Here is a 25,696-nt window from a genome sequence, read left to right as displayed (position 1 = left end):
ATTGTGATCTGGTGCCCGCGAGTTAGAGGCTGCGTCCGCGGCGGTGGGCCTGCTGTGCGTGGTGCTGCTGAATGCTGCGCGCGGTTCGGGTCGCGCTGGTTTGGGCTGGCGGGGCGGACTTCGCGGCCTCGGCGCGGAGGCGTGCTCGTGCTTCGCCGGGGCGGGTGCCAGCCGCAAGATGACGGTGGTCCTTGGCGGCTTGGAGGTCGGTAACTCGGGCCATCTGCTCGCTGTTCATCCGCGAAGTACCGACGCGGGTGCGGGGGTTCTCGTCCCGGGCTGTGGTGTATGCCTGGTAGGACTGCTCGCGTGTGGCGGTCGCTGTCTGCGCGTGGCGTTCTGCCACCTCGGCCACGGTCTCCGCGGTGGCAAGCTCTGAGCGGTCCTCGGTGACCTGCTGCTGGGCGCGGGCGTAGTCGGGGTGCTGGCTGAGCCACTGCTCGTCGTCCCGGGGCGGGGGAGTGTCCTGCCCGTACTGCTGGTGGTAGTCCGTCACAGCGTGCTGGTAGTCGGCTTCGCGTGCTGAACGGGTGAAAAAGTTCGCGGCCTCGACCCGGGCGGCGGCGGCTTCCACGGGGGCGTAGTCCGCCCTGGCGGTGTCGATCAGCTGATCCGCGACACTGTCCCTGTGCTGCGTGGACTCCTGGAGCTTTACTCGGGCCGCCTCCAGGGCGGCGCGAGCCGCGTCGCGGTCTGCGTGGGTGGCTTGCTCGGCCTTGTAGTCGCGTTCTACGACGTCCCAGAGGTTTTCCACGGCTTGTGTCCTTTCGTCGGTGCTGACGGTGACCTCGGCCTCGGCGGGAGTGACCGTCTCGCCCTGGGCGCGCTCACTGGTCGCCGTGGCCGCAGTGGCCTCCACCTGCTCCCCAGTCGGGCCGGGCTTGTTCGACAGCGCCCCGCGCTTGTGCACGTCGGTAATCTGCCCGGCAAGGTACTGGCCCCGTTCGGATTCGGCGTACTGTTTCGGGATCGCATTCTCGTCGGTGATCCGGTAGGTCGCCCGGTAGGCGTCGACCTCCCCGGCGACCCGGTACCACCGGGCGGCGTTGGTCGGATTCGCGGGCACCTCACCCAACGCTTCAACCCACGCGGGTTTCTCGGCGGCGAGCTGCTTGCCGCGCAGCACCGCCAGTTCTCCGATGTCGGTGTGGTGGGCGTCCAGGATCGTGCGCATCGCCTCGGGGGTGTGCCGGTGCTGGAGCCAGTAGGTGCCCGCGGTGTGCCCGCTGACCCCGTGGGTCAGCGTCTCCGGGTTCTGCTCCGCCAGGGCGTGCCCGGTGGTGGGCAGGGCGGCGTCGCGGATGGCCTTCTCCTGGGCCAGTCCTTCGGCCAGAGTGTGAGCGGTCTCCGAGCGTGGCCGTTCCCCACGGGTGACCTCCTCCAGGGACTTCTGGGTGGGGGAGAGGAACGCCCGGCGGGACAGTTCCGCGTCGATGGAAGCCAGTTCCCACCGGTATTCGGCGGAGTCGTGGGCGGTAGCGCCCTCGGCCATCCCGGCCCGGCGTGAGCGTAGGTGCTCAGTGGTTTCCAGCGCGTGCGGGCGGGTGTGCCAGTTCGGGTCTTCCACCGCCGCAGCGGGCTTCTCGGTGGGTTTCTGAGCGGCGCGTGCGCGGGCGGTGGCTTCCAGTCGGTCCAGGTGCTCGTCGGGGATCGCCGCGAACGGCCGGGGTCCGGTGGTGTCGTGCAGCGTCTCGTTCTCGGCGCGCAGTCCCTTCACGCGCCAGTGCAGCACCGCGGCGTCATCGGCGGAGTCCGCGAAGTTCCGTTGGGAGTGCGCTCGTGCCAGCAGCGCGGCCGGTTCCAGGCCGGCCTCGGTGGCGTTGGCCAGTTCCGTGGCCAGCGCACCCCACGCCGGTGCTGCGCGCAGCTGCGCGGCGCGGGTGATCCCTACGGCTTCGATGGCGGCGTGTTCCATCGCCTGGGACCGGGCCTGGTCGGTGAGCGCGGTGTAGAGGCCCACACGTTCGGCCACGGACCGGTTCTCGGCCCGCAGCCGCCCCACCTGCTCGTGCACGGACAGGTTCGTTTCATAGGCGCCGGTGATGGAGTCCAGCACCTCATCGCGGGTGCTGTTCTCCCCGGTGACGACGTACAGGTGGTTGCCGAACTGCCCGCGGGTCGCCCCCACGTAGGCCCCGGCCCGGTCGGTGGAGGCATCCAGCACGGTGTGGGCGGTGTCCACGGTGGCACCTTGGGCGCGGTTGATCGTGGCCGCGTAGCCCAGCTCCACGTTCTCGGCCACGTAGGCGGCCGGGAGGGTGATCTTCCCGCCGTGGCCGGTGTGGGTGACCGTGAGCCGCCCGTCGGGGTGAACCTGGTTCACGTCCCAGGTGTCGCCGTTCTTCACGAAGTCCTTGCCCTGGTTCAACCCCAACGCCCGAGCGTTGCGGCGGGTCACCACACGGTCGTGGCCGTAGATCGTGACATCGGCCTCGGTCGTCACCTGGGCGGTGGTGTCCAGTTCCCCGCGGTGCAGCGCCCGGGCTTGGGCCAGCTCGTTCAACGCGGTGACCTGCGCGTTGGTTGGGGCCATCATCAGCGTGTTGCGCCCGGCCTCGGTGTCGGTGACCCACGCGGAGAAGACTTCGCGCAGCACGGTCTCCTCGTCCCCGGCGCGCACCCGGCCCTGACCCACGTACCAGTCGAAGGGCCGGTCCTCACCAGCCACCGGGGGCTCACGCAGCGCCAGGGAGGCGGCCACCTCGGCCTCGTTGACCTCGGCAGGATTCGCCGGGTTGCGGAAGCGGTAGACCTCTTCCAACCGGGGGAGGGCGGTGGCGCTGTCGATCATCCGCAGCGCCCCACCAGACCCGATGGCGGCCAGCTGCCGGTCATCACCGACACCGCGGACCACGGCCCCGGCGGCCTCCGCCGTGGCCACCAGCTCCGCGAGTTTCGGGGTGGCCACCATCCCAATCTCGTCCACCATCAGCACATCCCCCACGGCCAGGGGGGAGGTCTCGGCGTGCAGGAAGGCGTCCACGGTGGTGGCGGTGATCCCCATGGAATCGCCCATGACATCGGCGGCCGCCGCGGTCGGGGCCACCCCGTACACCTGGTGGCCGGCGGCCTCGGCGGTGTCCACGACAAGGCGGGTCAGCGAGGTCTTCCCGGCACCGGCGGGACCGATGCCCAAGGCGAGCAGCCGGTCACTGGTCACGAACTCGCGGGCCATGTTCGCCTGAGCGTCAGAGAGCTGCACCCCGGCCTCACGGGCCTTCTCCAGCTCGGTGGTGAACACGTCGGTGGTGGCCGCGGGGATCACCTGCGAGGTGGTGGCCGCCTCCACCAACAACGTCTCCGCGGCAATAATCCCGTGGGACGTGAACACCTCCCGGTTCGCCGTCTGGTAGATGCTCGTGCCATCCGCGCGGACCAGCTCACGGTCGGTGGGCAGGGGCACGTTCAGCTCTGGTGTCATCGACACCGAGGCAGCCTTCACCGCCTGAACCGTGGCCGTAATGGCTTCCGGGTCGGCGGTCACACCGCCGGTGGCTTCGCGGTAGTAGCGCAGCGTCTCGGCCTCTATGTTCGAGCCCCGCCACGAGGACCGCGACTCGGCCAGCCGGTCGATGATCGTCGCCACCCGCTCGTGCTCCGGGGTGGCCTCCAGTCCCGCGGCGGCCACCGTGACCTCCTTCGCCCGCGCCGTAGACGCCGCCCGCAAGTGCTCAGCCAGGGCCTCCCCGGTGGGCAGGTTCGGCGTCACCATTGCGGCCTTCTCACGCCACATCTCGTTCAGCTCAGCCAACGAGTGCGGGCCGTCTTTCGCCGGTCGAGTGGCCAACGTGGCCTGCTGAGCCAGGGCAATGCGCTGCTTGGCGGTCGGCGCGTGGCCGTGGTCAGCGATGAACGCAGCCTCCACCTCGGCCATCGTCTCCTTGATCGAGGCCGACCGGGAGGAGAACGCGGCGACCTCGGTGCGGGTGATCCCGGCCAGCTCGAAAATCTGCTTCCCGCGCGCCTCTACCGGGGTGAACTCCAAGCCCAGACGATCATGGATGTGGTGCATGATCCGCGAGTTGTACAGCTCGGAGGCGGCGACGCCGTACTGGTGGATCATCCGCCCGTCGAGGGTGGACCACTTGCCGTCTGCGCCCTTGACCCGGTTGGCGACCACGAGGTGATCGTGGAGGTTCGGGTCACCGTTGCGGGAGTCGTAGTGCCGGAACTTCGTCGCAACCAGGCCCTTGTTCGTGTCGATCTGCTCAACACCACCACGGCCGCGGCGGGCGTAGATTGCGTTGTCCTCCAGGTAGGACACGACGTCAGCGATGGCCGCTTCATGGGCGGCCTCGATGCCGGTTCGTAGGTTCTCGTCCCCGAGTCCCCAGGCCATCGAGATGGACTTCGTGGGGGTGAACACGAGGTCATACCCAGCCACGGACTGCTGCCGGGGCGCGGTGTTGTTGGCGATGAATGTTGCCAGCTCCACCCCGGTGGCGTCGCGGCCGTGGGTGTCCCGGAACATCTGGCCAGCGACCCGGTTGCGTATCTCCTTGCGCTCGGCATCGGTCGGAGGAGCGTCGTGGGTCTTGAAGTGGCGACGGTGCTCTTCATCCAGTGCGCGGGTGAAGTCGTTGGCTGGTTCCTGCACGTACTCACCCGGCTTTTTGCCCAGCCGGGTGGCGTCGATCCAGTCGTCGTTGCCTTCGGTGATGGCCGCCTTCGCGGCCGCGATGGCCGAGCGGGATTCGGCCGGAGTCATCACGTACCCGTCGATGAATCCCTGGGTGTCGCCGGACTCTCGTGCCGCGTCGAAGCGCCCCCGGTTACCCAGTTCCTCATGCTTGGAGAGCATCCGGTACAGCGTCGCCCGATGCACTCCCAGAGCACGCACAACCGCTGACTCTCCGCCGCCATCAGCGTGGATGGATAGTGCCTCAAACGCCTTATGCGCTGCCGAGACCCGCGCGGCTTCCCACGCGGCGTCGTAACTGGCGGACTGTTCCTCTGCCAGCTTCGCCGGGTCGATGGGGGAGTAGCCGTCACCGTAGAGCGCGTCCATCTGCGCCTCGGTCACCGCCCCGTCCAGGCCGAAGTGCTCCACCCCGGAACCGACCCACTGGCCTGGGGGCATCCCCGTGACTTGGTAGTAGTCGCCCAGCTCACGGTCCCCGGAGCGCAGCTGATCGCCCGAGGCCACCTCCTGCGTGTAGTAGAGGTGACCGTCGCCCGTGGAGAGCTTATGAACGGTCATCATAGGCTCAACGTTAACGCAGCTGGGCGGTAATGTCGCACCTTGGGTTACTGAGTGCAAGAGGTGTGACGTCTGAGTGGTCTTTAGTCAGTGAGCGAGGTACGAGCGAGATGGCGTAAGGCCGCGAGAAGTCCGGGCATCTATTGATGCCCGCGATTGTGCCCATGAGGCCGCGCCGGTGGGCAGGTTCGTGGCCTGTCCGGTGCGAGGAACGAGAGAGGCCGGCCACGAAGCTGTCCACGGGTGCGAGGTGTGCACAGGAGACCGGAGGAGGAACGGGGGAGGTCTTCCTGGGTGCAGCGTGCCGACTGGGTACAATCGAGGCCACCAGGCCGGGGTCCCGCATCGCGGGGTGCCGGTGGCCGCTAGGTGAGGGAGAGAGACAAGGACATGGCAGCACCACGGAAGTCAGCGACGAAAACTGCGGCTCGGGAGAAAGCGCGCGCGGCCGCCGCCGCGCGCGCTGAACGTGAGCGGGCGGTGCTCGCGGCGTCGGAGTCGTTCTTCACGAAGACGCTGGGCACCGAAGACGAGAAGGAGCAGCTGCGCGAGAGGATCGCGCAGCTCCAATCCCAGCTCGATGCCCTGGACGGTCCCCGCGCGGACGCGGCCGAAGACGTGGCGACGATGAAGAACCTTGGGCTGTCGAACAAGGAGATAGCCGAGCTGCTAGAACTGTCCACCGCTCGGGTGGGGCAATACCTCAAACTCAGTCCAGTAGCCGCGGAGAGCCAAGAGAGATCGCAAACTGCGGGAGGTGCCGAAAGCATCGTGCCCGCATGATGTGGGATACCTGGATACAGGTAGCCGTCTTGACGGTTTCCGTTGTCAGCGTGTGGGCGAACGTGTGGGTGCTTCGAGCACCAGCAGCACGAGCGCAGTACCTGTCCCTGTGTCTTTCAAACTTGGAAGCGCTCACAAGACTTAGCGAATCATCTCAGGGGCTAAAGCTGTCTGTCTTGAAACAGGCGGCGCTAGAGGATGAAGTCAAGGCCAGCTGCACCCGGTGGTTGAACGCCTCTAGGTCTATGCCGCGATGGCCAATGATTTTGGCGGCCATCAACTCTGCGATACCCGTGCTACTCGTCCTTCTTCCCATACAAAATTTTTTCCCAGACGGGATCGGAGTCGCACCGATATGGTTCGTAACCGGCACTTCTCTCCTGGTGGTGCTCGGTTCGTTACAAGGCTTCTTACGAGTGCGCTCTAGAAGAGTCGCTGCTGACCAGTGGTGACCTTGCGGAGTAGTACGGCCACGGCTTCGGGGTCGTAGCCGTGGGCTCGCACGTGATCGCGCAGCACGCGCGCGGTGGCCGCGCGTTCTTGTTTGGTCTCGTAGCGGAAGAACGCCGCGGCGGGCTGCTTGTTGTGGTGCCCGCGGCGTGAGCGGTCGGCCATGTTCTGCGCCGCAGTCCCGGCGTACAGGTGCGAGGACGGGCCGTCCTCGGCGCGCACACAGATGGGGTTGTCACAGGTGTGGCACACGTGGAATTCGTCCAGCTCATCGAGGCTGCCGGTGAGCAGGGCCAGGGCGTAGCGGTGGGCGCGGATCATGCGCTGCCCGCCCTCGGGTGCGGGGGTCCAGAAGCGGCCGTATCCGTCGTCTCCGATGGCTCCGGTCCATATCCAGCAGTCGTGTGCCTCGGGGCCGGCAACGATCTTGGAGCGGAAGCGGGCCGCGGCGTTCTCGTCCATGCCACCAACTTAACCCGGTGCCCGCGCGGGCCGGGTGCCTTCGTGGTGGTGGCGCGCTCCGCTTACTGCGCGGCGCCCAGTGCCTCGTCGTCGTTGAAGACGTAGCTGCCCATCACGGTGAGCAGCTGCCGCAGCCTCGAAGGGTCGGTGGCGTAGCGGATGCTGCGCCCGCGGCGCTGATCCGTAGGCAGGTCCGCGGTTACCGCGCCTGCGTGTTCGAGCTCCGCGAGGTGGCTGCCCAGTGTCGGGGTGGCTATCTCGGTGGCGTCGGTGATGTCGGCTCGTAGGGCCGGGCCGTGGTGATTCAGGTAGCGCAGGATCGCCAGCTTCCCCCGGTTGCCGAACACGCTCACGGCGGCGTCGATGACGGCGGGCTGGTCTGCGGGTCGCACGAGTTTGGGCATACTCCCCAGCATGGGCCTTCCCGCGGTGCTGCGTGAGGACCTACGCCTCATGTCGTGGCCGCCTCTTGTGCTTTGGCCAGGGCGGTGCGGAACCAGGCGGGCATCGTGGTTTTGGTCTTCGCCTCGGCCGCGCGCTGTGCGACCTCGGCCGCCCGGGCCGCACGACGCGCGTCCTCAGCCGCCTGGCGTGCTCGCGCGGGGGGTTTTTGGCCGCTGATGGCGCGTTTGATCTGGTGCAGCAGCAGCGCCCGCGGGTTCTTCTGGCTGTCCGGGGGTAGGGAGAGCAACCCGAGACCCTGGTGGTCGGCTTCCACGGCATTCATCAGGTCTTGGGTGGTCCATTCCTCGGTTACCCCACACGCTGCCAACCCTCGGGAGAGTCCCATCAGGTGGCCTTGTGCTCGATCCAGCCACGGCATCCGCTGCACCAGCCGCGCAGCGATCCTCTGCACGCCCACGGACGGGTTTCGCCGCGTCAGCGGCCGCTTTTTCGTTCTCGGTGTGCTCGTACCGGCCGCGCGTAAGCGCGAGCTAGGTACCTGTTGGGAAGGTAGTTCCCGGGAAGACTTAACCCCACAGGGGTAGGGGTGCATGGCTCGTACTCGTGCCGGGATCGTCAGGCACCGGGTGGAGGCGAAACGGCGTTGGTGGGAGCCGTGCTCGCGGGTGGCAGCTTCGCGCTCCTCAGTGGTCATGTACCGGCCGCGAACAACCTCAACGGAGAATCCCAGATCGCGCAGCACGCGTCGGGCACGGCGCACGGTGTCCACGCTGCATCCCAGGGCGCGGGCCACGGTGGCATGTGCGGTACGCACGTTGCGGCCGGTGGTGGTGTCGGCGGCTGCGGCGTCCATGCGTGCAACGCGGTAGACGGTGTGCGGGGCGGCGTGGTGCTTCTTCAGGACGTCGGCGGCGGTCTCACCGCTCAGCTCGGTCTCCAACAGCTTCAGCCAGCTCGAGCGGGTGGCCCAGCACGGGATACGCCCCTGAGTGCCGGCCTCGGGCTCACGAGACCAGGACAGACCCGTGCGCGGGTTCGGGGTGTGCAGCTCGGGGACGGGGCGATGATGCCCGCGGCGGGCGCGTGTGGGTCGTTGTGCCGTCTGTACCGGCGCGCGCGTGACTGCTAAGGTTGACATAGCAACCTCTTGTGGATGGCTCTAGGGTTCATCTACTGGTCCAGAAGTTGTGTGGAACACCGGAGAAGTTTGGTCGCTTAGGCCGGTGTTCAAGACTTAGAAGGCGGTCCCCTCGGGGGCCGCCTTCAGTCTTGGGCGGGTGGGATGCTGTCGTGCTCGGGGTAGTTCAGGTGACGGGCCACGATGCTGATGATCCACGCAGTGCGGGACAGCCCCGCGTCCTGTGCCGCCTGGGTGACGGCTTCGTAGAGATCACCCGGCATCCGGAACGTCATACGCATGAGCGGTTCGCCCATCCGGTTCTGACGCTTTGCCCCGTCCAAATGCATGGACACCACTGTCGCATACTTTGCGGTTCACGTCACGCTGGTGGAGTCGTGTTGCGTTGGTCGCGGCGCAGCCGAGAGATTGTGGATCGGCTGACGTTGTGGAACTTGGCCACCTCTTGCTCCTTCATTCCTCCGGCCAGGGCCACCAGCGCCGCGTTCCGAGCTTCGGGATCAAGGGCAGGTCTACGTCCGCCGTGGCGGTTGTTCCTGCGTGCATGCTCCAGGCCGACTCGGGTGCGTTCCCGAATCAGCTCGAGTTCCTGTTCGGCCAACGCGGACATGATGCGGATCATCAAGCGTCCTTCGGTGGTGCCTGAGTGGACTCCAAGAGACAGGATTTCCACAAGCACGCCACGTTCGCTCAGCTCATCGACGGTTCTCACCGTGTCCAGGGTGGATCGTCCTAGCCGGTCCAGGCGGGTCACCACGAGTACATCGTCGCCGTGAATGAAGTCCAGGGCAGCGGCCAGTCCAGGACGCTTGGACTTCGCTCCGCTGATGGTGTCCCGGTAGACCCGCTCGCAGCCGGCAGCGCGTAGCTGCACCTCCTGGGCATCCAAGCTTCCGGTTTGCTCGCGGGTGCTCACTCGGGCGTAGCCGACTCTCACGTGCTGCTCTCCATGCTTCATAGATAAGGGGGTCTAGGGCATGACCCCAAGGTGTGCCATAGTAAATATATGACTCAAGATGTGACTCTCGTCGTGGCCGTAAACATCACCAACGAGAAAACTGAACGCGTGACATCATCCAATGCCCAACACGCGACCTTGTTCGTGAGCGGACGGATCATCACGGGATACATGATCCCCGCCTGGCAGATGATGGAACAGTTCGGACGCTACGAGACCGGTGAGCCCGGGGGCACAGGTCCATACAAATCTCTGGCTCAGATCATGAAAGACCGGGAGGCTAGGGCAACGGAGCTCACGGAGAAGGAAGATCGCACAGAAGAGGAGCAGGAATTTCTTGACGACTTCGGGCCACACTTCGTCAACTTGGCTGACGCCAGGTGGGAAACCGCGAACGGGTCGCTCGGGCCGGACACGGGGATCCTTTTGAGGGTGAAAATTGATTCTGTGGATGCCTGGACTCCTGGAGTGATGACAGTCAGCCAAACGGACTGACCATGGCAACTGGTGGTCGGCGCAGCTGGTCAGAAACGATTGTTTCTGCACCACTTCCCCGTGCCTGGCCCTCGGGGGAGTGACTCGCTGCGATAAGTATCCGGCCCCTGCGGCGTTCGCTGCCGGTCGGTGCGCTGACGCGACCGGATGCCCGCCTCGGACGGGGCAGCATGTCAAGAAATGGTGTATCAGGGTGGGTCCCTTGACACTATTATCCTCGACGTAGATTTTTGACACTCTTAGCGCGCCTCGATCCTCCCAGCCGCTGTGATGGGAGACTGTCAAGAGATCGACCGATTTCCGACACCAGAAGGGCAGACGTGGCAGATCAGCGGGAGGCCGCACGTAAGCGCGCGGCCAAGCAGTTCGCGGAGAAGTGGGCCGGTCGCGGCTACGAGAAGGGCGACACGTCCTCGTTCTGGCTCGAGCTGCTGCGCGATGTGGTCGGCATGGAGGATGTGACCACCAACGTCCGGTTCGAGAACCGCACCACCGAGCGTGGGTTCATCGACGTCGTCATCCGCGACGCCAAGACCGTGATCGAGCAGAAGTCCCTCGGTATCGGCCTGGACAAGGCCGAGACGCGTCAGGGCGTGGCCGTGACCCCGTTCGGCCAGGCCAAGCGGTACGCGGATTCCCTGCGCAACTCGGAACGCCCGGACACGATCATCGTTTGCGACTTCGACCACTTCCGAATCCACGACCTGGACCATGAGCACCCCGAGCAGCACTATGAACACTTCCGCCTGGCCGAACTGCCCGAGCAATTGCACCAGCTGGACTTCCTTGTGGACCCCCAGCTCGAACGCCAACGCCGCGAGGCCCAGGTCTCCCTGGACGCCGGCGCCCTGATCGGCAAGCTCTACGACCTGCTCCGCGAGCAGTACATCGACCCCGACTCCGAGGAGTCCAAGCACTCCCTGAACGTGCTGTGCGTGCGGCTGGTCTTCCTGCTCTTCGCCGAGGACGCCGGACTGTTCTCCAAGAACGCCTTCTACCGGTACCTCAAACCCGTGCCGGCCGACCGGGCACGCGCCGCGCTCAAAGAGCTGTTCGCCTATCTCAACACCGGCCCCGCGGAGAGGGACCCCTACGCCTCAGAAGCGCTGAAAACCTTCCCCTATGTCAACGGAGGCTTATTCGCCGCGGACGTGGAGATTCCCCAGCTGACCCAGCAGATCGTCGACGTCCTGTTGGACGAGGTCAGCGAGGGCACCGACTGGTCCCAGATCAGCCCCACCGTGTTCGGCGGGGTATTCGAGTCCACCCTGAACCCCGAGACCCGACGCTCCGGGGGCATGCACTACACCTCCCCGCAAAACATCCACCGGCTGATCGACCCGCTGTTCCTGGTCGATCTCAAGGCCGAGCTAGACGGCATCCTTACAGCCGAGGACATCGGGGACCGCAAGCGGCGCAACGACCTGAACAGGTTCCATAACAAGATCGCGGCCCTGCGGTTCTTCGACCCGGCGTGCGGGTCCGGGAACTTCCTCACCGAGACCTACATCCAGCTGCGCAAGCTCGAGAACAAGATCCTCTCGGCGTTGCTGCACGACCAGGGCGTCTTTGAGCTCCAAGAGCAGCACTCCCCGCTGAAAGTCTCCCTGCAGCAGTTCCACGGGATCGAGATCAACGACTTCGCCGTGAACGTGGCGACCACGGCGATGTGGATCGCCGAGCTGCAGGCCAACGCCGAAACCGAGACCATCGTCTACGGCATGGTTAAAGACCTGCCCTTGCAGGACTCCGCCCACGTCGTGCTCGGCAACGCGTTGACCGTGGACTGGACCCAGGTGCTTGAGCCGGCCGAGTGCGACTACATCATCGGCAACCCCCCGTTCCGCGGGGCCCGGTTCCAGACCGGGGAACAGAAGGCCGAGCTGATGGCGGTGTTCCACGGCGCCCGCAACGCCGGGAACATCGACTACGTCGCCGGGTGGTACATGAAAGCCGCCCAGTACATGGGCAAGCATCCAGTGCGGGCAGGGTTCGTCTCCACCAACTCGATTTGCCAGGGTGAGCAGGTCGCCAACGTGTGGTCCCCGATCTACGACCTGGGCGTGCGGATCGACTTCGCCCACGACACCTTCCGCTGGACCACGGACGCCTCCGGCGGCGCAGCGGTATTCGTGGTCATCGTCGGGTTCTCCACGCTCGGCGGCCCCAAGCGCCTGTTCCACTACCCCCGGGTAGACGCGGAACCGCAGCAGTCCCAGCCAGCGCAGCTGAACGCGTACCTCAAGGACGCTCCGGACGTGTTCGTCTGGAGCCGCAGCCGACCGCTGAGCGACGTGCCGCACGTAGGCATCGGATCACAGCCGATAGACAATGGCCAGTACCTGTTCACCCCTGAGGAAAAAGCGGACTTCCTAGCCCAGGAACCGGGCGCGGAGCGGTTCTTCCACCGCTGGTACGGCTCCCAGGAGTTCATCCGAGGTATCGAGCGGTGGGTCCTGTGGCTCGGCGAGGCCATCCCCACGGAGCTGGCTTCCATGCCCCGGGTGATGGAGCGGGTGCACGCTGTTCGTGAATACCGTCTTGCATCCAAGCGTGCCCAAACGGTGAAAGCAGCTGCGCGACCGCAGCACTTCGGCACAGAGATCATCCCGCGCGGCAACTCGCTGCTGATCCCGGAGGTGTCCTCCGAGCGGCGCCAGTACATCCCCATAGGATTCATCGGCCCCGAGGTGCTGTGCAGCAACAAGGTCCGCCTGATCCCGAACGCCACCCTCTATCACTTCGGCGTGCTGCACTCTCGGATCCACAACGCCTGGATGCGCGTGGTGGGTGTGAGGCTGAAATCCGACTACAGCTACTCCGGCGCGATCGTCTACAACAACTTCGTCTGGCCCACCGTTGACTCGACGCAGACGGCTGAGATCACCGCCCTAGCACAGGGGATACTGGATGCCCGAAGCCAGCACCCCAAAGCCACCATGGCGAGCTTCTACGATCCGGCCACTGCTTTCCTCTATCCGGACCTTGTGGCCGCCCATAAAGCACTCGACGATGCCGTGGAGCGGGCCTATGGGCTCGAGCCAGGCATGGATGAGACAGACGTGGTCTCGCATCTGTTCGAGCTGTACGGCAAGGCCGTAGGCGCCACATCGTGAAGATCGGTTACGCCCGCGTCTCCACCCGGGACCAGGAAGGCTCCCTCGAGGGACAGGAGGCCGCCCTCACAGCGGCTGGTTGCTCCAAAATCTTCCACGACCGCCTCTCCGGGGCAAGGTCCGACAGACCCGGCCTCACCAATGCCCTGGCCTACCTGCGCGACAGGGAAGACACCTTCGTCGTTCCCCGCTTGGACCGGCTCGGCCGGTCCCTGCCGGACGCACTACGCACCGTCCAGACGCTTGCCGAGCGCGGGATCGGTCTACAGGCCCTGGACGTTCAACTGGACACCTCCACAGCGTCTGGCCGGTTGATGTTGAACATGCTGCTGATGCTCGCAGACTGGGAACGGGACTTGCTGCGCGAACGCACCCGCGAAGGCGTGGCACGCGCCCGGGCAGCGGGCCGGCGTCCGGGACCGAAACCCAAGTTGGATGAGGAGCAGGCCGCAGCGGTCCGTGCTGCGGTGGCAGGCGGGCAGCCTGTGGCCGCCGTTGCTCGTTCGTTCGGAGTCAGTCGACCCACGATCTACAAAGCACTGGAGACGGCCAAAGAGCACGAATTGTAACCGATGGCCATGGACGTTCCATGAATGCCATTTCAACCTCGCTTCGCGCTGGACCCCACTGCAACGAGACTACGGACAATTGTCTCAGCGAGATACAGGCTAGGGACGAAGCCTGCATGCAGGTGTTCACGCGGGTGTGGCTGATCTTCCTGGGTTCTCTGGACGATGGCTGGGGTAAAGGTTTTACTCGCGGATTTCAGAAACTGGAGGGAACCCGTTGTGGGTAAGGCCCCACACATGCCATGACCGGGGCGTGTCAGCGCGAACAACGGTCAGGGAATAGAAATCGTCCAATTTTCCATCTTCGAATGCCTGCCCTAATCCATCACCGGCGTAGTCAATGAACTTGACGTACTTGATGTCCGGGTCATCTTCGTTGTCCTCAACGAATGTCATGATTGCTAGCTTCGACATGAGGCGAGCAACCTGTCTGTAGTCCCCCCAGTCCTCTGGGTTCACCGCAAGCGTGTCGAGGGCGGTTCGATAGAAGTCGACATCTTGAAGTGCGGTATGCCAGAGCCAGGCGGTTCCCAATGGGGTGTCCGTGGTGGGCTCCCCTCCCGTTCCCTTGAACAGTTCTCGGGCCACCTCATCTGGGTCTTGGGATGATTGGGCGATAGGCAAGGGCAGGCGATCGGGCGTCTCATTCATGACAACTCCAAACTGTTTTTCTGGCCTCTATCACCATAGATGTAAAGATGGTGGGTTGAGCCACCGGCTCGCCTCGGTGGTGCAGAACCCTTTGTTTGAGCTACACGCCGAGCGTGCTGGCTGGCGGGCGAACAATCTTGGGTGCGGAAGTTCCAGGGCACCGGGCACTCTGTGAACTATGAGATCATCAGCCACCCAAATCCTCGTCGAGCCGCACGAACAGCTCACCGCGCACCGGATTGATCAGCTCCGGGCGCTTTTCGATAATGAGTACCTCACCACGCACGGCGAGTGGGATCCTGAGCAGCCTTACGGTTACGCACCGCACGACGTCCATCTGATCGCCACCGCTATGGGCGCCGTCGTTGGCCACGTGGGATGGGCCAAGCGCGTCATCACGGTCAATGGGCAGGAAGTGACCATCGCTGGTGTTGGTGGAGTCTTAGTTTCACCTGCTGGCCGTGGTCACCACCTCGGCCAGCAGCTTATGGAAGCCGCTCGCCAGTCGATGCTCGCTGACCCCGACATAGAGTTCGGCTTCCTCGGCTGCGCCGAGTCTGTCGTGCCGTTCTACGCCTCATCTGGCTGGCAGCGCATCAGAGCGCCAGAACGGTGGATCAGCCGAGGGGGGCGCGCGATCGCCTCGCCAGCAGGACACCCCCTCTTCATCCTGCCGGTGCATGGCAATGCTGCTGAGTGGCCGACCGGCGAGGTGGACTTGAAGGGGCGATCGTGGTGACCGTGTGGACGCTACGCGTGTAGCTCAAACGGTGGGTTGAGCCACCGACCCGCCCCGGTGGTGCAGAACCCTTTGTTTGAGCTACACCGTTCAGGCGGGCTGCGATCGCTGCGCGATGATCACGGCTTGCGCGTCTTCTTCCGAGCCCACAGGTGACCGCTTCAGTTGAGCGCTCACCGTGAGTCCATGCTCCTCCAAGAGAGCAGTCAGGCTCTCGACACTTCGGTGGTATCTGTTCATCACCACGTCGTAGCCGCGTGCCGCATATCCGCGACCTACCCGGCGCATGCCGTCTCCCACTTGGAAACCGAGGAGCAGCACCCCTTCCGGGCGCAGTACGCGGGCCATCTCCGCAACCATGACTTCGAGGTCTTCATCCGGGTTGTGAATGGTGGAGTACCAGGAAAAGACGCCATCGAAGTCTTCGTCTGCGTAGGGCAGGTGCGTCAGGCTCCCTACGGCGACGGTGAAGTCAGGGTGATCGGCTCGTGCCCTGCGGACCATGTTGGGTGAGAGATCGATGCCCTCCGGGTGGCATCCGCGCCCAGCCAAATAGGGCAGCATTCGCCCTGCCCCGCAGCCAGCATCCAGGACCACGCGAGGCTCGTGCAGGAGTGCCACGAAGTGGTCGATCATGGCCAAGTCGACGGGCTGTTCGCCTTCGGTGGTACGGAAGTGGTCGGCGTACACGTCGGCCACAACGTTGTAGGCGGTCCTGGTGAGAGCTTCCTCTGTTTCCGGCATGGCTCTAAGCCTGCCAAAACGTCGCGCTCAACCACGAGGGAACTGGTGCACAAACGGTGGGTTGAGCCACCGGCTCGCCTCGGTGGTGCAGAACCCTTCGTTTGAGCTACACCGCTCAACGTGCCTATGTTGCTCAGGTAGCTGCGTCCTCGCCGGGGCCACCCCACAAGAGAGGTTTCGTCGTATGCGTCCAACTGCACTGATCACGGGGGTAGGCCGCCGATCCGGCCTAGGCGCAGCCATAGCGACTCGCCTTGCCAGCGACGGGTGGGACCTAGCTCTCACCCACCTTCCAGGCTATGAAGAACGTGTTGGTCTCCCCTCGAGCCCCGATGACGTTGAAGACATTGCTGCGGAGTGCAGGACGCGCGGAGCAACAGTCACCCTGCTGCCTGCCGATCTGGCTGACCCTGCTGTGCCCCAGCAACTCGTCGAACGCGCCAACGAGCACGGCACTCTCACGGCCCTGGTGTTGTCTCACTCTGAAGGTGTGGGTAGCTCGATCTTAGACACCACTGTGGAGAGCTGGGATCGCCACTACGCGGTCAACGCTCGTGCGGCATGGCTTCTGATCAAAGCATTCGCTGAGACACTTTCTGCCCAGGTCAAGGACAGCAATTCTGCGCGTATCGTCGCGCTGACGAGCGATCACTCCGCATTCAACCTGCCCTACGGAACCAGCAAGGGCGCGTTGGATCGTCTCGTGACGGCAGCATCGATCGAACTTGCATCGCTCGGTGTGCGCGCGAACGCAATCAATCCAGGACCGGTCGATACAGGCTGGATGGATTCACAGACTCGCGACCACCTCACAGCCATGACCCCGGCTGGACGCCTCGGCAACCCCGAAGACACGGCTAACCTCGTCGCATTCCTCCTGTCTGAGCAGGGTGGCTGGGTTACCGGGCAAGTGCTACACAGCAATGGCGGCTTCGGAGTGGGCTAGTGAGCAGTGCGAAAACGGGCCCTTCACAGATGAGCATGGGTAGGAGCCTTTCGCCAGGGCCGGTGACCACCGGCGGCGAGCAGGGCACGTAGCCGGTAGTTGTCGAAGTTCCGAAAGCCGCGGGCGACTCGGCGCATCGTCTCGATGACGCCGTTGATCGCCTCGGTGGGGCCGTTCGAGGCGCCGGCGGTGTCGAAGTAGGCCAGGATCGCGGCCCTCCAGCGGCGCAGGGTCCGCCCGAGCCGGGCGATCTCCGGGATCGGGCAGGTCGGGAAGGCGCCCAGGATCTCGGCGACGAGCCGGCGCCCTTGCTCGGGGCGGGCGTGGTAGACGGCGCGCAGCTTTTGGTAGCAGTGCCAGGCTAGGGTGACCTCGTGGTGTGGGTCCCCGGCCGCCAGCTTCGCGTTCAGGCGGGTGATCTGCTTGGCGGTGAGGTGTTCGGCGCCGATCTGCAGGGTCCGGCGGATCCCGTAGAGCGGGTCTCCGGCCCGGCCGCGGTGCCCCAGGGTGTCCTGCTGCACGCGGCGGCGGACCTCGTCGACGACCTGGCCACCGAGTTTCACCACGTGGAAGGCGTCGAGCACCGTGATGGCCTCGGGGAGCTCGTCGCGGATCGCGTTGGCGTAGCCGTGGAACGGGTCCAGCGTCGCGGTGCGGATCCCGCTCGTGAACCTCGGCCCCTGCTCGATGAGCCAGTCGCCGTAGGCGGCCCCGGTGCGACCCTTGACCAGGTCCAGCAGTCGCGCCCTGGGTCGGTCGTCTTCACCGCGGGAGTGGTCCACGATGCCGGTGACCAGCCCGGTGCCGGGCGGACCCACGTGGCGCCAGACGTGCTCGTCCACGCCCAAGGCGTTGACCCCGGCCAGCCGGTCCTCTGCGGCCAACTGGTCCTCGATGACGGGGGCGATGGCGTGCCAGACGGTGTTCCAGGCGACCCCGAGCATATCCGCCAGGGCCGAGACGGCGATGTCGTGGGAGCGCAGCTGAGCCACCGCCCAAGCGATCGCCCGGGTGGTGAGCTTGCCCCGCGGTGCGGCCAGCTCGTGAACCTCGCTGAACGTCGAGATCTCGCAGGCGTCCTCAAGGCACCGGTAGATTCGCTTGCGCCACACCACCCGAACCGGCACTCCGGCGCAGGGTAGGTCGTGCAGCAAAACCTTCCGCCGGCCGTGGCCGGTTGCAAGCACACCGCAGGACGGACAGCCAACCAGTGCCGGCACCGTCTCTACGGCCAGGGCGAACGAGCGCAGCCCGCGGTCCACGGCAAGCACGTGGACATCGGGCAGGTCGAAGAGCGCGCACGCGGGCGCGCAGATAGCATGAGACACGTCGAGGCCTTACAAGATGGGTAGATTCAGCACCTCTCATCCTGGAGGCCTCGACCTTCACCCGGCCCTCACAACACGCCCTCCGGAACGTCCCCGCGCACCCCGCTACCCATGCTCATCTGTGAAGGGCCCGAAAACGGTGGGTTGAGCCACCGGCTCGCCTCGGTGGTGCAGAACCCTTCGTTTGAGCTACACCGGTCGGACGGCTTCGATGATGATGACGCAGGCAAGAACGGCGTAGACCGTGGCCGCAAGGTAGTTCAACGCGGCGCTAGCTCGCGGACTGCTAGTGAATCGCTCATGAAAAGTGCCCGCGAGAGCACCGATGGTGCCGTAGAGCACCAACTCGGCGCACACGTTGACTGTGCCGAGCAGGGCCATCTGCGCTGTCGTGTTGGTGGCGTGGCCGGCGAAACGCGGGAGGACGGCGAGGAAGAACAGGATGATCTTGGGGTTCGTCAGGCTGACCGACAGACCCCGCAGGTACCACCGCCCGGCGGCGACGTCGCCGATCGCGGAGATCTCGCGAGCATGGCGCACGGTAGTCACCGACAGCCAGAGCAGATAAGTAGCCCCAAGCAGCTTCAGGCCGGTCAGCAAATCAGGGTGACTTTTGGCGACCTCACCCAGGCCAACAACGACTGCGGCGGCGTAGACGCTCATTCCGGTAGCGATGCCAAGGATCGCTTTGAGCGCGGCTCTCCGCCCTCCCTCGAGTCCGACCGCGAGCATGTACGCCATGTCTGGGCCGGGTGGGATGAGGAATACCAGAATGACACCGAGGAAGCCCGGTAGTACGGACAGGTCGACCACGAGCGTCCTCTCCGCCGGCGACGCCCTCGTGGCGCCGCCTTCACGCTACGACACCTTCTACCTAGGACAGGTGCGCTGGTTCCTGCCCCCGTTACCTTTTCGGCGGCGCCTGGATCGATCAGGATGAGCAGGTGCCGGCCAGCCGGTCCTCGGCATGATCGTTGCCCCCAGTCGCACTCATGATCCGGGGGGTGTTGTCACCGAGGACCGGTCTGGTGATCACGGATCGCTGATAGAGGCGGGAGCTCTTCTTCGGGAGGGCCTTTGTAACGTGGATGCCGAGCGTGATCACCTCTGAGCTGGCCAGCACGACCATGGCCTAGCTGCCCAGGAGGAACGCCATGACCACCCCAGCACCGGCCGTGTACATCGGCCTGGACGTCGGCAAGTCCGATCACCACGCCGTCGCCCTCACCAGCAACGGCGAGACGGTCTACGACAAGGCCCTGCCCAACGACGAGACTCGCCTGCGAGCCATCCTCGACGAACTCTTGAAGACCCATGGGCCCGTGCTGCTTGTCGTCGATCAGCCGGCCACGATCGGTGCCCTTCCGGTCGCCGTGGCCCAGTCATGTGCCGGTGTTGAGGTGGCGTATCTGCCGGGACTGGCCATGCGCCGGATCGCGGATCTGCACCCGGGCTCGGCCAAGACTGATGCCCGTGATGCCGCGATCATCGCCGAAGCCGCACGCACCATGCCTCATACGTTGCGCGCCATTCGCGTCGATGACGAGCAGATCGCTGAGCTGGCCATGCTCGCCGGCGCTGACGATGATCTCGCCGCCCAGATCACCGCGGCCTCCAACCGGCTGCGCGGGCTGCTGACCCAGATCCACCCGGCCCTGGAGCGGGTCCTTGGGCCGAGAATCACCCACCCGGCGGTAGCTGATCTGCTGGGCCGCTACCCGACCCCGGCCAAGCTGAAGACCGCAGGACCAGGCCATGTGCGCGCCCGGCTGCGCAAGCACGCACCCCGACTGGCAGCACCGCTCACCGAGGAGATCTTCCAGGCATTGGGCCAGCAGACCGTGGTCGTGGCTGGCACCGAGGCCGCAGCCACCGTGGTGCCGATCCTGGCCGAACAGCTCGCCGGACTGATCCACCAGCGCAACAAGCTCGCCACCCAGGTCGAAGCTGTCGTGGAGGCCCACCCTCTTCACCCGGTCCTGATCTCGATGCCCGGGGTAGGGGTCAGGACCGCTGCACGGATCCTCACCGAGGTCGTCGGCAAGGACTTCGCCGATGCCGGGCACCTGGCCTCCTACGCCGGCATCGCCCCGATCACCAGACGCTCCGGGACCTCGATCCGCGGCGAACACGCACCCCGCGGCGGCAACAAGCGCCTCAAGCGAGCCCTGTTCCTCTCGGCCTTCGCCTCCTTGCATCACCCGGCCTCGAGGGCGTACTACGACCGCAAGCGCGCTCAGGGCAAACGGCATAACCAAGCACTGATCGCTCTGGCCCGGCGCCGCACCGACGTGCTCTACGCGATGCTGCGCGATGGCACCCTGTACGAAGACCCGACCATGCCTCAGACCCCGTCGACAGTCGCCCTAGCGGCTTGACGAAAACCATAGAGGCACCCCCCCCGCGAAAACGTTCGTTTGGGCTACTGCTTGTCGGCGCATGAAAGAGAACCTTCCCAGCGCGTCTCTCCGTCGACAACGACACCGGTCGGCGACATTGCGAGGTGTGTAGCGACGCGTTGCGAGGCGACATGCTCGGGGTGAATGTGCGCGACGACGTCTACGACGCCCATGCGTCGAAGTTCGTCCGCCAGGAGTTCCGCAGCGGTACGCGCGTACCCGCGTCCCTGCCACGGTTCACCGATGACCCACGCGATCTCTGTCGGCCCTGAAGATTGCGGGATGGTGGCTTGCACGTACCCGATCGCCTGCCCGCCAGGTTCGAGCGTAACGATGAGGTTGAGCCATCTCTGTGAACCATCGGTGGAGCACCCACGGGTCTGGACGGCATAGCGGCGTCGAAGCTCCGCTTCGTCTGGCGGTTCACCGCCAGTGAAGACGTACAGTCGCGGGCTGCTGAGGACGTTGGCCATCTCTGGGGCATCCGATACCGCCAGGGGGCGAAGAGTGACTACATCGTTCATGGCTGGAGCCAACCCCACGCCTCCGCCAGATGCAATCGAAATAGCGGTCCGAGTCCAGCTGTGCATAAGCGGTCGTTTGAGCTACACCAGCAGGAACGAGCCCAACACCGATGCGAGCTGATGCGGGTTCTCTTCAGCCATGTGGTGGCCCGACTCGATCACGGCCGTTCGAGGTGACTGCTCACACCAGGACTCCCAGATAGCACCTGGGTCTGCGTAGAGGTCTTGCATGTCGTCGTCGCGTGACCAGGCGACGAGGGTGGGGCACGCGATGCGTCGGCCGGCGTCACGGTCAGCTTCGTCATGGCCGCGGTCGACGTGCAGGCCGGCGCGGTAGTCCTCGAGCATGGCCCGCACAGTTGCGGGGCTACTGATAGCGGCGACCATGTCGTCGTAGTTCTCTAGCCCCATGCGCCGAGCATCAGGGCGATACCAGGCCATTGGGTCTGCGGTGATCACACGTTCAGCTTGCTCGGTGGCGAAGAAGAACCAGTGCCACCACAATTCGGCGAAGCGAGCATCCGCGCGCTCGAGCGCCTCCACGAGGGGGACACAGTCAAGGACGGCAAGTTTCTCCACCTGCCCGGGGTGATCGAGTGCCGTGCGGTAGGCGACGTAGCTGCCCCGGTCGTGACCGACGACGCTAAAGCGTTCATGCCCTAGCTGTTGCATGAGACTGGCGATGTCGCCTGGGAAAAGGGGTTTGAGGTGGCCGCGCTCAGGATGTCAGGACGGCGGAGCTGTTCCTGGGGCTGGCGTTTCAAACATCATCTGCCCTCGCTGGAGGATGGGCAGGGTGAAATCGACTCCGACCCGGCGGCCAAGATCGGCCATAGACTCGCGGATGTACGGAAGCAAAGTCATCACAGCGACATGGTTGGCGTACTCGGTAATAATCTCGTCCGTGAGGAGGTCACCCAGGTCAACAGGGGCGCTGTACTGAGCGACAAACACCGTTCGCAGATCCGCGGACGGAAGGTGCGCGGCCAGGTCGAGAGTGATCCGAAAATCGCGCGTCTGATCGTCGGGGGCACCCTTGCGGCGGCCGATCGTTAGGCCCGCAAGTAATGGAGATTCGCCCCCCTCGCGCTCTTCATCCAGCAGTTCGACAGAGGCCAGGCGGCAAAAAACTTTGTCGAGCTGTGCCCCTTGAACCAGTTCTCGGACGTCAGCGCTCGGCTCACTCAGCAACGAGGGCCGCCCTCAGGTCCGTGCGGGACTCATCCCACTTGTGGTGGACACTGATCGGCATGCGCGGAGCGGGGATGAAGGTCTCAGGTGCCGTGGTGCGGGTTTCGAGTACTTCCCATTCCGAGTGCGCCTGCCCGACGCAATCGTCAACGACTCGTAGCTCGAAGCGGGCGCCCACCGCCAGCGCGTAGCGGCGCAGAGTGGCTAGGGTCGGATTCGACCCCTCGCTCTCGAACTTGCTGATGGCCGTTTGGGATACGCCGATAGCATCAGCGACCTGCTGCTGGGTGTAACCGTGCTTGCCGCGCAGCGCAACAAGTGCGTCCAGGAAGTCGTCCTGCGCTTCAACGAGCGCGTCAGCGCGTGCCATGAGGACGTCTCGGCTGTCAGTGATGGGTGCGGTCGACATGAGCTAAAGGTTATACCACGTTCCTATGAGGCGAGCGGGGTGTCACCAAACCGTTGTGAAAGCTCCGGAACCCCGCAGTGGTCATGGGCACCTGCGTCCAAGATGGCAATGGCCCGGTCGATGTGGAGCTGCTGCTGCTCGTCGGTCGCCTCCTGGTCGACCCCACTGCGGCCTCTCTCGCCCGCCATGACGAGAGTCTTCTCATGCACGTGCAGGCCAAGAAACCACGCGCCAGAGTCAGGCTGCTCCACGTAATAGAGACGGAGCAGGGCTCGGTGCGCGGGGGTCAGAAGGTGTCCTAGCGCGTCGTAGCGTGACACGATCAGGTCATCGTCGCGGTCATCTTCATGGCCCCAGCGCAGCTCGAACATGTCCACCAGCTCCGGCGCCGAGCGGATCGTCTTCACGTGGGCTGGAGAACGCAGCTTTCCTTGCCTGGCTCGGTTGATCCGCCTCTTGACGCGGCTGGCAGCGTCTGCCTCTTGGATGGGGTTGAGCCGCCCGCCATTGGCCTGGAGGGCTGCCAGAGATGCTGTCACGGCGGCGGCAACGTGTTGGCCGTCGACGCAACTACGCCAGTAGAAGTCCAGGGACTTCTTGCCGCAGCACTGGGAGGTCTTATCCACGTCGGCGAGTCTACCGAGCAGCACCGACAGTGGAAGTGCGTTCTACCCCCGCGCCAACAGCTGCCCGCCAAGGCGCACCTAGCTGGCTCGCTGGCTCGCGGGGGAAATCTGCAAACCGCGAAGGGGAAACCCGCCATGGCGGGTTCATGAGACGCCTGTGACCATGCGACGAATTGAGTTAACCGAACTGTCCAGGCATCGAGGTTCCCAAGGAACCCCTCCAGGACTGTCAGCTCGTCGGGGGTCAGGGCATGGAAGAAGGCATCACGCCTCTGGCGCAGGCCGAGCTGCAGTGGGTCGGCGCTCAGACGTATGGTCGAGGCCGTTGGACGGTCGGAGTGGTGAGCGCGGATCTCGAGCCTTGGCGTGTTGAACGACGCTTTGCTTTGCACCGGCGGGTGCCGGCTGAGGATGTCTCACGTGTCATGGCTGATCTGGCCAACAATGCCGAGTCGGGACGCTTGCGGATCCCGCCTCGTAAGCGCCTGCGCAGGCAATGAAGCCCGGCGTGCCGCGTGATAATCCGGCGTAGCCAAAACGGTCGTTTTTGCACCACTCCCCCGCGCCTGGCGCTCGGGGGCCTTCCATCCCTCGGAGGGTGTAGCAAAAGCCGGTGCATAACCAGGGGGTGCGGAACCGCCTTACGGTGACGGGTTTTGCTCCACGTCGGAGCCCGCCCAGCCGGTGCACACCTCGTGATAGAGGATGTGCGCCGTGGGCAGTCCAGTGGTGTCCCTGATCCGGTCCCATGCCGTAGCGAGTGCTCGGGGCGGGGTGGGGGCCTCCCCCGGCCCGCGCCACGTCGCCGCGACGATCTGCCACGGCGGGTTAGGCGGGGGCAGGGCGGAGCGGCCGCCCATGTGGTCCGGTGGTGGGGGTGGAGGTAACACGGTCTCCGCATGTAGGCGGCCGTCTCCGGTGATCAGAACGCCACGGTTGGTGAGTCTTTGGGCGGCCGCGTACTCGGCCCACCGGGCGAGTTGGTGATGGTTGTCCCGGTTCATGCCGTGGTTCATCATGGCGACCGCGGCTAGGCGCGCGTAATAGGCGCTGCTCACTGCTTCTCGGCGGCACGGATGCGGATGACGGATGCTTTGCTGATCCCGCATTCCTCGGCAGTCTGGGCGATGCTGTACCCCTCGCGGTCCATCTGGACGATGCGCGCGCGTTTCTCAGCGGTGATCTTCTGCCGCCGGTTCCGGGTGCGGTCCCACTCGCGCAGCGTCTCGGTGGTCCATCCGCGGGTGTCTCCGATCCAGACATCCGGCTCGGGCTGTCCGGCGTCCTTGAAGCCTTGGCGGGTCATGCCCAGTAGCTCGGCTGCTTCGGTGACGCCGTGGAGGTGGGAACCGTGTGGGATAGAATCAGGCATTGCGCCGTCCTTTCGGTGTAGCCCCCGGCCTCCTGTCCTGGCACCTATTGCCAGATGGTCGGGGGCATTTCTCTGTCTAGGTCGTGGCCGGGCGGGCGGTGAGCAGGTCACACGCGGTCTCGTAGGCCCGTGTGGCCGCTTTGGCCAGCTCCAGGGCCATGTCTACGTGCTCGAGGCTGTCCACGCGCCCAGCTGCGCGTGTGGCCGCTCCCGCGACCTCCAGTGCTGCGGTCTTGGTGAGCTGCGGATCACCGCAGCGCGGATCGGTGGACAGCACCAGGCAACGGGGAATCTCTGCCAGGTGCGGGGCGAGCGGGGTCCGGGCTGCGCGGCGCTGGAGGGCTCGCAAGTTGCCCAGGTGGTCCGCGCAAATTTCGCGGCGCTCGGTCTCGGTCAATGGCTGGGGGGTCATGGTCTCGTCCTCTCTGGTGCGGCGGGCCTGTCTCCCGCCTGGACACTCATAAATTTACTCAACGTAATAACTAGCTTCAAGGCCGGCGGATGGTGGTGGCGGCCGCCGGGCCCCGGGCGGGGGGGCCCGGCGGCCGCGCCCGGGGTTACCTGGTGGGGCTCAGCTGCATTCCCAGTCGGGGTGACCGTCCCAGGTGATGCGGGTGCATCCTGCGGCCGGGGCTCCGAAGTCCAACAGCGGGGCGGATACCCCGGCCTCTAGGGCCATGTGGTCATCCGGGCGGAAGATACCGCGGCCGGTGTAGTACAGCTCCCCGTCATCGTCGTACATGCGGAAGATATGCCGCTCGTAGCCTTCTGCCAGCGGCGCGCCCGCTGGGAGCATGGCCAGCTGTCGCGCGGTGGCCGTGCCCGGACCGGTGCACCACTTGTCTCCGCGCTGGTCCGGGTTTGCGAGGTGGTCACGGGTGATGGTCCATGCGTGGCCCGTGTCGTCGTCCGCAGGGGCGAGCAGCACGGCCTTCACCTCGAAAGGCTCGGAGGGGGCAAGCTCGTCCATCAGCCGCTCAATCTCGGTGCCCCAGTAGGGGAACTCTCCGGCGTCGGTCTCGATGCTCAGCCCGTCGCCGTGACGGATCGCGCGGTGCGCCAGCTCGAAGGATTCCTGATAGGTGGTCGGTGCAGTCATAGCGTCCGGTCCTTTCGGTCGGTGTGGCGGGCCTGTCCCCCGCCTGAACACTCATAAATATACCTCATGTAAGAACTAGAGTCAAGGCCGGC

26 protein-coding genes are annotated in these 25,696 nt (G+C 65.3%); 7 read left to right on the top strand and 19 right to left on the bottom strand.

Features of this window, described 5'->3' with window-relative positions; genetic code table 11:
- Window positions 1–22: 22 nt before the first annotated feature.
- Window positions 23–5,203 carry a MobF family relaxase gene (mobF, locus tag A5728_RS02470; protein WP_064845545.1) on the bottom strand — a complete coding sequence of 1,727 codons (5,181 nt, stop codon included), beginning with the start codon at window positions 5,201–5,203 and terminating at the stop codon, window positions 23–25.
- Window positions 5,204–5,590: 387 nt separating this feature from the next.
- Between mobF and A5728_RS02465 the strand changes: the two genes are divergently transcribed.
- Entirely contained in the window at window positions 5,591–5,983 is a 393-nt protein-coding gene (locus A5728_RS02465; RefSeq protein ID WP_156523354.1) for an ECF-type sigma factor, read from the top strand.
- 423 nt (window positions 5,984–6,406) lie between these two features.
- Here A5728_RS02465 and A5728_RS02460 read toward each other — a convergent pair whose 3' ends face one another.
- From A5728_RS02460 to A5728_RS02445, 5 genes are all read right to left on the bottom strand, one after another.
- Window positions 6,407–6,895, bottom strand: coding sequence for a hypothetical protein (locus A5728_RS02460; RefSeq protein ID WP_064845543.1), 489 nt, complete (start codon window positions 6,893–6,895; stop codon window positions 6,407–6,409).
- A 62-nt stretch (window positions 6,896–6,957) separates the two neighbouring features.
- Window positions 6,958–7,299, bottom strand: a complete 342-nt coding sequence (locus tag A5728_RS02455; RefSeq protein ID WP_156523353.1) for a helix-turn-helix transcriptional regulator — start codon at window positions 7,297–7,299, stop codon at window positions 6,958–6,960.
- A 47-nt stretch (window positions 7,300–7,346) separates the two neighbouring features.
- Entirely contained in the window at window positions 7,347–8,438 is a 1,092-nt protein-coding gene (locus tag A5728_RS13980) for a hypothetical protein (RefSeq protein WP_156523352.1), read from the bottom strand.
- Window positions 8,439–8,563: 125 nt separating this feature from the next.
- Window positions 8,564–8,767, bottom strand: a complete 204-nt coding sequence (locus A5728_RS13975) for a hypothetical protein (protein ID WP_156523351.1) — start codon at window positions 8,765–8,767, stop codon at window positions 8,564–8,566.
- A 32-nt stretch (window positions 8,768–8,799) separates the two neighbouring features.
- Entirely contained in the window at window positions 8,800–9,375 is a 576-nt protein-coding gene (locus A5728_RS02445) for a recombinase family protein (RefSeq protein ID WP_064845540.1), read from the bottom strand.
- Between the two features lie 69 nt (window positions 9,376–9,444).
- On the opposite strand from A5728_RS02445, the gene A5728_RS02440 reads away from it, so the two are divergent.
- From A5728_RS02440 to A5728_RS02430, 3 genes are all read left to right on the top strand, one after another.
- On the top strand, window positions 9,445–9,891 hold the full coding sequence (locus tag A5728_RS02440) for a hypothetical protein (RefSeq protein WP_064845539.1): 447 nt from the start codon (window positions 9,445–9,447) through the stop codon (window positions 9,889–9,891).
- A gap of 320 nt (window positions 9,892–10,211) precedes the next feature.
- A complete protein-coding gene (locus tag A5728_RS02435) occupies window positions 10,212–13,007 on the top strand; it encodes a DNA methyltransferase (RefSeq protein WP_064845538.1) in 2,796 nt (931 codons plus the stop codon).
- Window positions 13,004–13,576, top strand: coding sequence for a recombinase family protein (locus tag A5728_RS02430; protein WP_064845537.1), 573 nt, complete (start codon window positions 13,004–13,006; stop codon window positions 13,574–13,576). Before A5728_RS02435 ends, A5728_RS02430 begins: the two co-directional genes overlap by 4 nt.
- Window positions 13,577–13,759: 183 nt before the next feature.
- On the opposite strand, the gene A5728_RS02425 is transcribed toward A5728_RS02430, so the two are convergent.
- The gene (locus A5728_RS02425) at window positions 13,760–14,227 is read right to left on the bottom strand and encodes a hypothetical protein (protein ID WP_064845536.1); all 468 of its coding nucleotides are present in this window, start codon (window positions 14,225–14,227) and stop codon (window positions 13,760–13,762) included.
- Window positions 14,228–14,405: 178 nt separating this feature from the next.
- On the opposite strand from A5728_RS02425, the gene A5728_RS02420 reads away from it, so the two are divergent.
- Window positions 14,406–14,966, top strand: a complete 561-nt coding sequence (locus tag A5728_RS02420; protein ID WP_064845535.1) for a GNAT family N-acetyltransferase — start codon at window positions 14,406–14,408, stop codon at window positions 14,964–14,966.
- Window positions 14,967–15,056: 90 nt separating this feature from the next.
- Here the strand turns inward: A5728_RS02420 and A5728_RS02415 are convergent, their stop codons facing one another.
- Window positions 15,057–15,710: a class I SAM-dependent methyltransferase gene (locus tag A5728_RS02415; protein WP_064845534.1), complete on the bottom strand. Its 654-nt coding sequence runs from the start codon at window positions 15,708–15,710 to the stop codon at window positions 15,057–15,059.
- Here A5728_RS02415 and A5728_RS13345 point away from each other — a divergent pair.
- A complete protein-coding gene (locus A5728_RS13345; RefSeq protein WP_369795599.1) occupies window positions 15,709–16,656 on the top strand; it encodes an SDR family oxidoreductase in 948 nt (315 codons plus the stop codon). The two genes, A5728_RS02415 and A5728_RS13345, sit on opposite strands and share 2 nt — an antisense overlap.
- A 23-nt stretch (window positions 16,657–16,679) precedes the next feature.
- On the opposite strand, the gene A5728_RS02410 is transcribed toward A5728_RS13345, so the two are convergent.
- Complete coding sequence (locus A5728_RS02410) at window positions 16,680–17,984, bottom strand: ISL3 family transposase (protein ID WP_231885477.1); 1,305 nt, start codon at window positions 17,982–17,984, stop codon at window positions 16,680–16,682.
- A 189-nt stretch (window positions 17,985–18,173) separates the two neighbouring features.
- The gene (locus A5728_RS02405) at window positions 18,174–18,797 is read right to left on the bottom strand and encodes a LysE family translocator (RefSeq protein ID WP_064845533.1); all 624 of its coding nucleotides are present in this window, start codon (window positions 18,795–18,797) and stop codon (window positions 18,174–18,176) included.
- Window positions 18,798–19,138: 341 nt separating this feature from the next.
- Here A5728_RS02405 and A5728_RS02395 point away from each other — a divergent pair, with 341 nt between their 5' ends.
- A complete protein-coding gene (locus tag A5728_RS02395) occupies window positions 19,139–20,362 on the top strand; it encodes an IS110 family transposase (RefSeq protein WP_064845532.1) in 1,224 nt (407 codons plus the stop codon).
- 44 nt (window positions 20,363–20,406) lie between these two features.
- On the opposite strand, the gene A5728_RS13340 is transcribed toward A5728_RS02395, so the two are convergent.
- From A5728_RS13340 to A5728_RS02360, 9 genes are all read right to left on the bottom strand, one after another.
- Window positions 20,407–20,907, bottom strand: coding sequence for a GNAT family N-acetyltransferase (locus tag A5728_RS13340; RefSeq protein WP_082943176.1), 501 nt, complete (start codon window positions 20,905–20,907; stop codon window positions 20,407–20,409).
- Between the two features lie 81 nt (window positions 20,908–20,988).
- A complete protein-coding gene (locus tag A5728_RS02390; RefSeq protein WP_255359870.1) occupies window positions 20,989–21,591 on the bottom strand; it encodes an alpha/beta fold hydrolase in 603 nt (200 codons plus the stop codon).
- A gap of 42 nt (window positions 21,592–21,633) precedes the next feature.
- A complete protein-coding gene (locus tag A5728_RS02385; protein WP_064845530.1) occupies window positions 21,634–22,098 on the bottom strand; it encodes a hypothetical protein in 465 nt (154 codons plus the stop codon).
- The gene (locus tag A5728_RS02380; RefSeq protein ID WP_064845529.1) at window positions 22,088–22,507 is read right to left on the bottom strand and encodes a helix-turn-helix domain-containing protein; all 420 of its coding nucleotides are present in this window, start codon (window positions 22,505–22,507) and stop codon (window positions 22,088–22,090) included. The genes A5728_RS02385 and A5728_RS02380 overlap by 11 nt, the downstream gene beginning before the upstream one ends.
- 23 nt (window positions 22,508–22,530) lie before the next feature.
- Entirely contained in the window at window positions 22,531–23,133 is a 603-nt protein-coding gene (locus A5728_RS13970) for a hypothetical protein (protein ID WP_144999253.1), read from the bottom strand.
- 641 nt (window positions 23,134–23,774) lie between these two features.
- Window positions 23,775–24,191, bottom strand: a complete 417-nt coding sequence (locus A5728_RS13965) for a hypothetical protein (protein WP_156523349.1) — start codon at window positions 24,189–24,191, stop codon at window positions 23,775–23,777.
- Complete coding sequence (locus A5728_RS02370) at window positions 24,188–24,505, bottom strand: helix-turn-helix domain-containing protein (protein ID WP_064845527.1); 318 nt, start codon at window positions 24,503–24,505, stop codon at window positions 24,188–24,190. Before A5728_RS02370 ends, A5728_RS13965 begins: the two co-directional genes overlap by 4 nt.
- A gap of 76 nt (window positions 24,506–24,581) precedes the next feature.
- Window positions 24,582–24,917: a hypothetical protein gene (locus A5728_RS02365; protein WP_064845526.1), complete on the bottom strand. Its 336-nt coding sequence runs from the start codon at window positions 24,915–24,917 to the stop codon at window positions 24,582–24,584.
- A 159-nt stretch (window positions 24,918–25,076) separates the two neighbouring features.
- The gene (locus A5728_RS02360; RefSeq protein WP_064845525.1) at window positions 25,077–25,604 is read right to left on the bottom strand and encodes a hypothetical protein; all 528 of its coding nucleotides are present in this window, start codon (window positions 25,602–25,604) and stop codon (window positions 25,077–25,079) included.
- Between the last annotated feature and the right edge of the window lie 92 nt (window positions 25,605–25,696).

This window comes from Kocuria sp. ICS0012, assembly GCF_001665945.1.
GTDB classification, from domain to species: domain Bacteria; phylum Actinomycetota; class Actinomycetes; order Actinomycetales; family Micrococcaceae; genus Kocuria; species Kocuria marina.
This window is presented reverse-complemented; position numbering and strand designations above follow the sequence as displayed.

Excerpts from the sequence above, each read along its gene's own strand:
- mobF (WP_064845545.1), bottom strand. The coding sequence starts at position 5,203 with ATGATGACCGTTCATAAGCTCTCCACGGGCGACGGTCACCTCTACTAC.
- A5728_RS02465 (WP_156523354.1), top strand. The coding sequence starts at position 5,591 with ATGGCAGCACCACGGAAGTCAGCGACGAAAACTGCGGCTCGGGAGAAA.
- A5728_RS02460 (WP_064845543.1), bottom strand. The coding sequence starts at position 6,895 with ATGGACGAGAACGCCGCGGCCCGCTTCCGCTCCAAGATCGTTGCCGGC.
- A5728_RS02455 (WP_156523353.1), bottom strand. The coding sequence starts at position 7,299 with ATGCCCAAACTCGTGCGACCCGCAGACCAGCCCGCCGTCATCGACGCC.
- A5728_RS13980 (WP_156523352.1), bottom strand. The coding sequence starts at position 8,438 with ATGTCAACCTTAGCAGTCACGCGCGCGCCGGTACAGACGGCACAACGA.
- A5728_RS13975 (WP_156523351.1), bottom strand. The coding sequence starts at position 8,767 with ATGCATTTGGACGGGGCAAAGCGTCAGAACCGGATGGGCGAACCGCTC.
- A5728_RS02440 (WP_064845539.1), top strand. The coding sequence starts at position 9,445 with ATGACTCAAGATGTGACTCTCGTCGTGGCCGTAAACATCACCAACGAG.
- A5728_RS02425 (WP_064845536.1), bottom strand. The coding sequence starts at position 14,227 with ATGAATGAGACGCCCGATCGCCTGCCCTTGCCTATCGCCCAATCATCC.
- A5728_RS02420 (WP_064845535.1), top strand. The coding sequence starts at position 14,406 with ATGAGATCATCAGCCACCCAAATCCTCGTCGAGCCGCACGAACAGCTC.
- A5728_RS13345 (WP_369795599.1), top strand. The coding sequence starts at position 15,709 with ATGGCTCTAAGCCTGCCAAAACGTCGCGCTCAACCACGAGGGAACTGG.
- A5728_RS02415 (WP_064845534.1), bottom strand. The coding sequence starts at position 15,710 with ATGCCGGAAACAGAGGAAGCTCTCACCAGGACCGCCTACAACGTTGTG.
- A5728_RS02395 (WP_064845532.1), top strand. The coding sequence starts at position 19,139 with ATGACCACCCCAGCACCGGCCGTGTACATCGGCCTGGACGTCGGCAAG.
- A5728_RS13340 (WP_082943176.1), bottom strand. The coding sequence starts at position 20,907 with ATGAACGATGTAGTCACTCTTCGCCCCCTGGCGGTATCGGATGCCCCA.
- A5728_RS02380 (WP_064845529.1), bottom strand. The coding sequence starts at position 22,507 with ATGTCGACCGCACCCATCACTGACAGCCGAGACGTCCTCATGGCACGC.
- A5728_RS02370 (WP_064845527.1), bottom strand. The coding sequence starts at position 24,505 with ATGCCTGATTCTATCCCACACGGTTCCCACCTCCACGGCGTCACCGAA.
- A5728_RS02365 (WP_064845526.1), bottom strand. The coding sequence starts at position 24,917 with ATGACCCCCCAGCCATTGACCGAGACCGAGCGCCGCGAAATTTGCGCG.
- A5728_RS02360 (WP_064845525.1), bottom strand. The coding sequence starts at position 25,604 with ATGACTGCACCGACCACCTATCAGGAATCCTTCGAGCTGGCGCACCGC.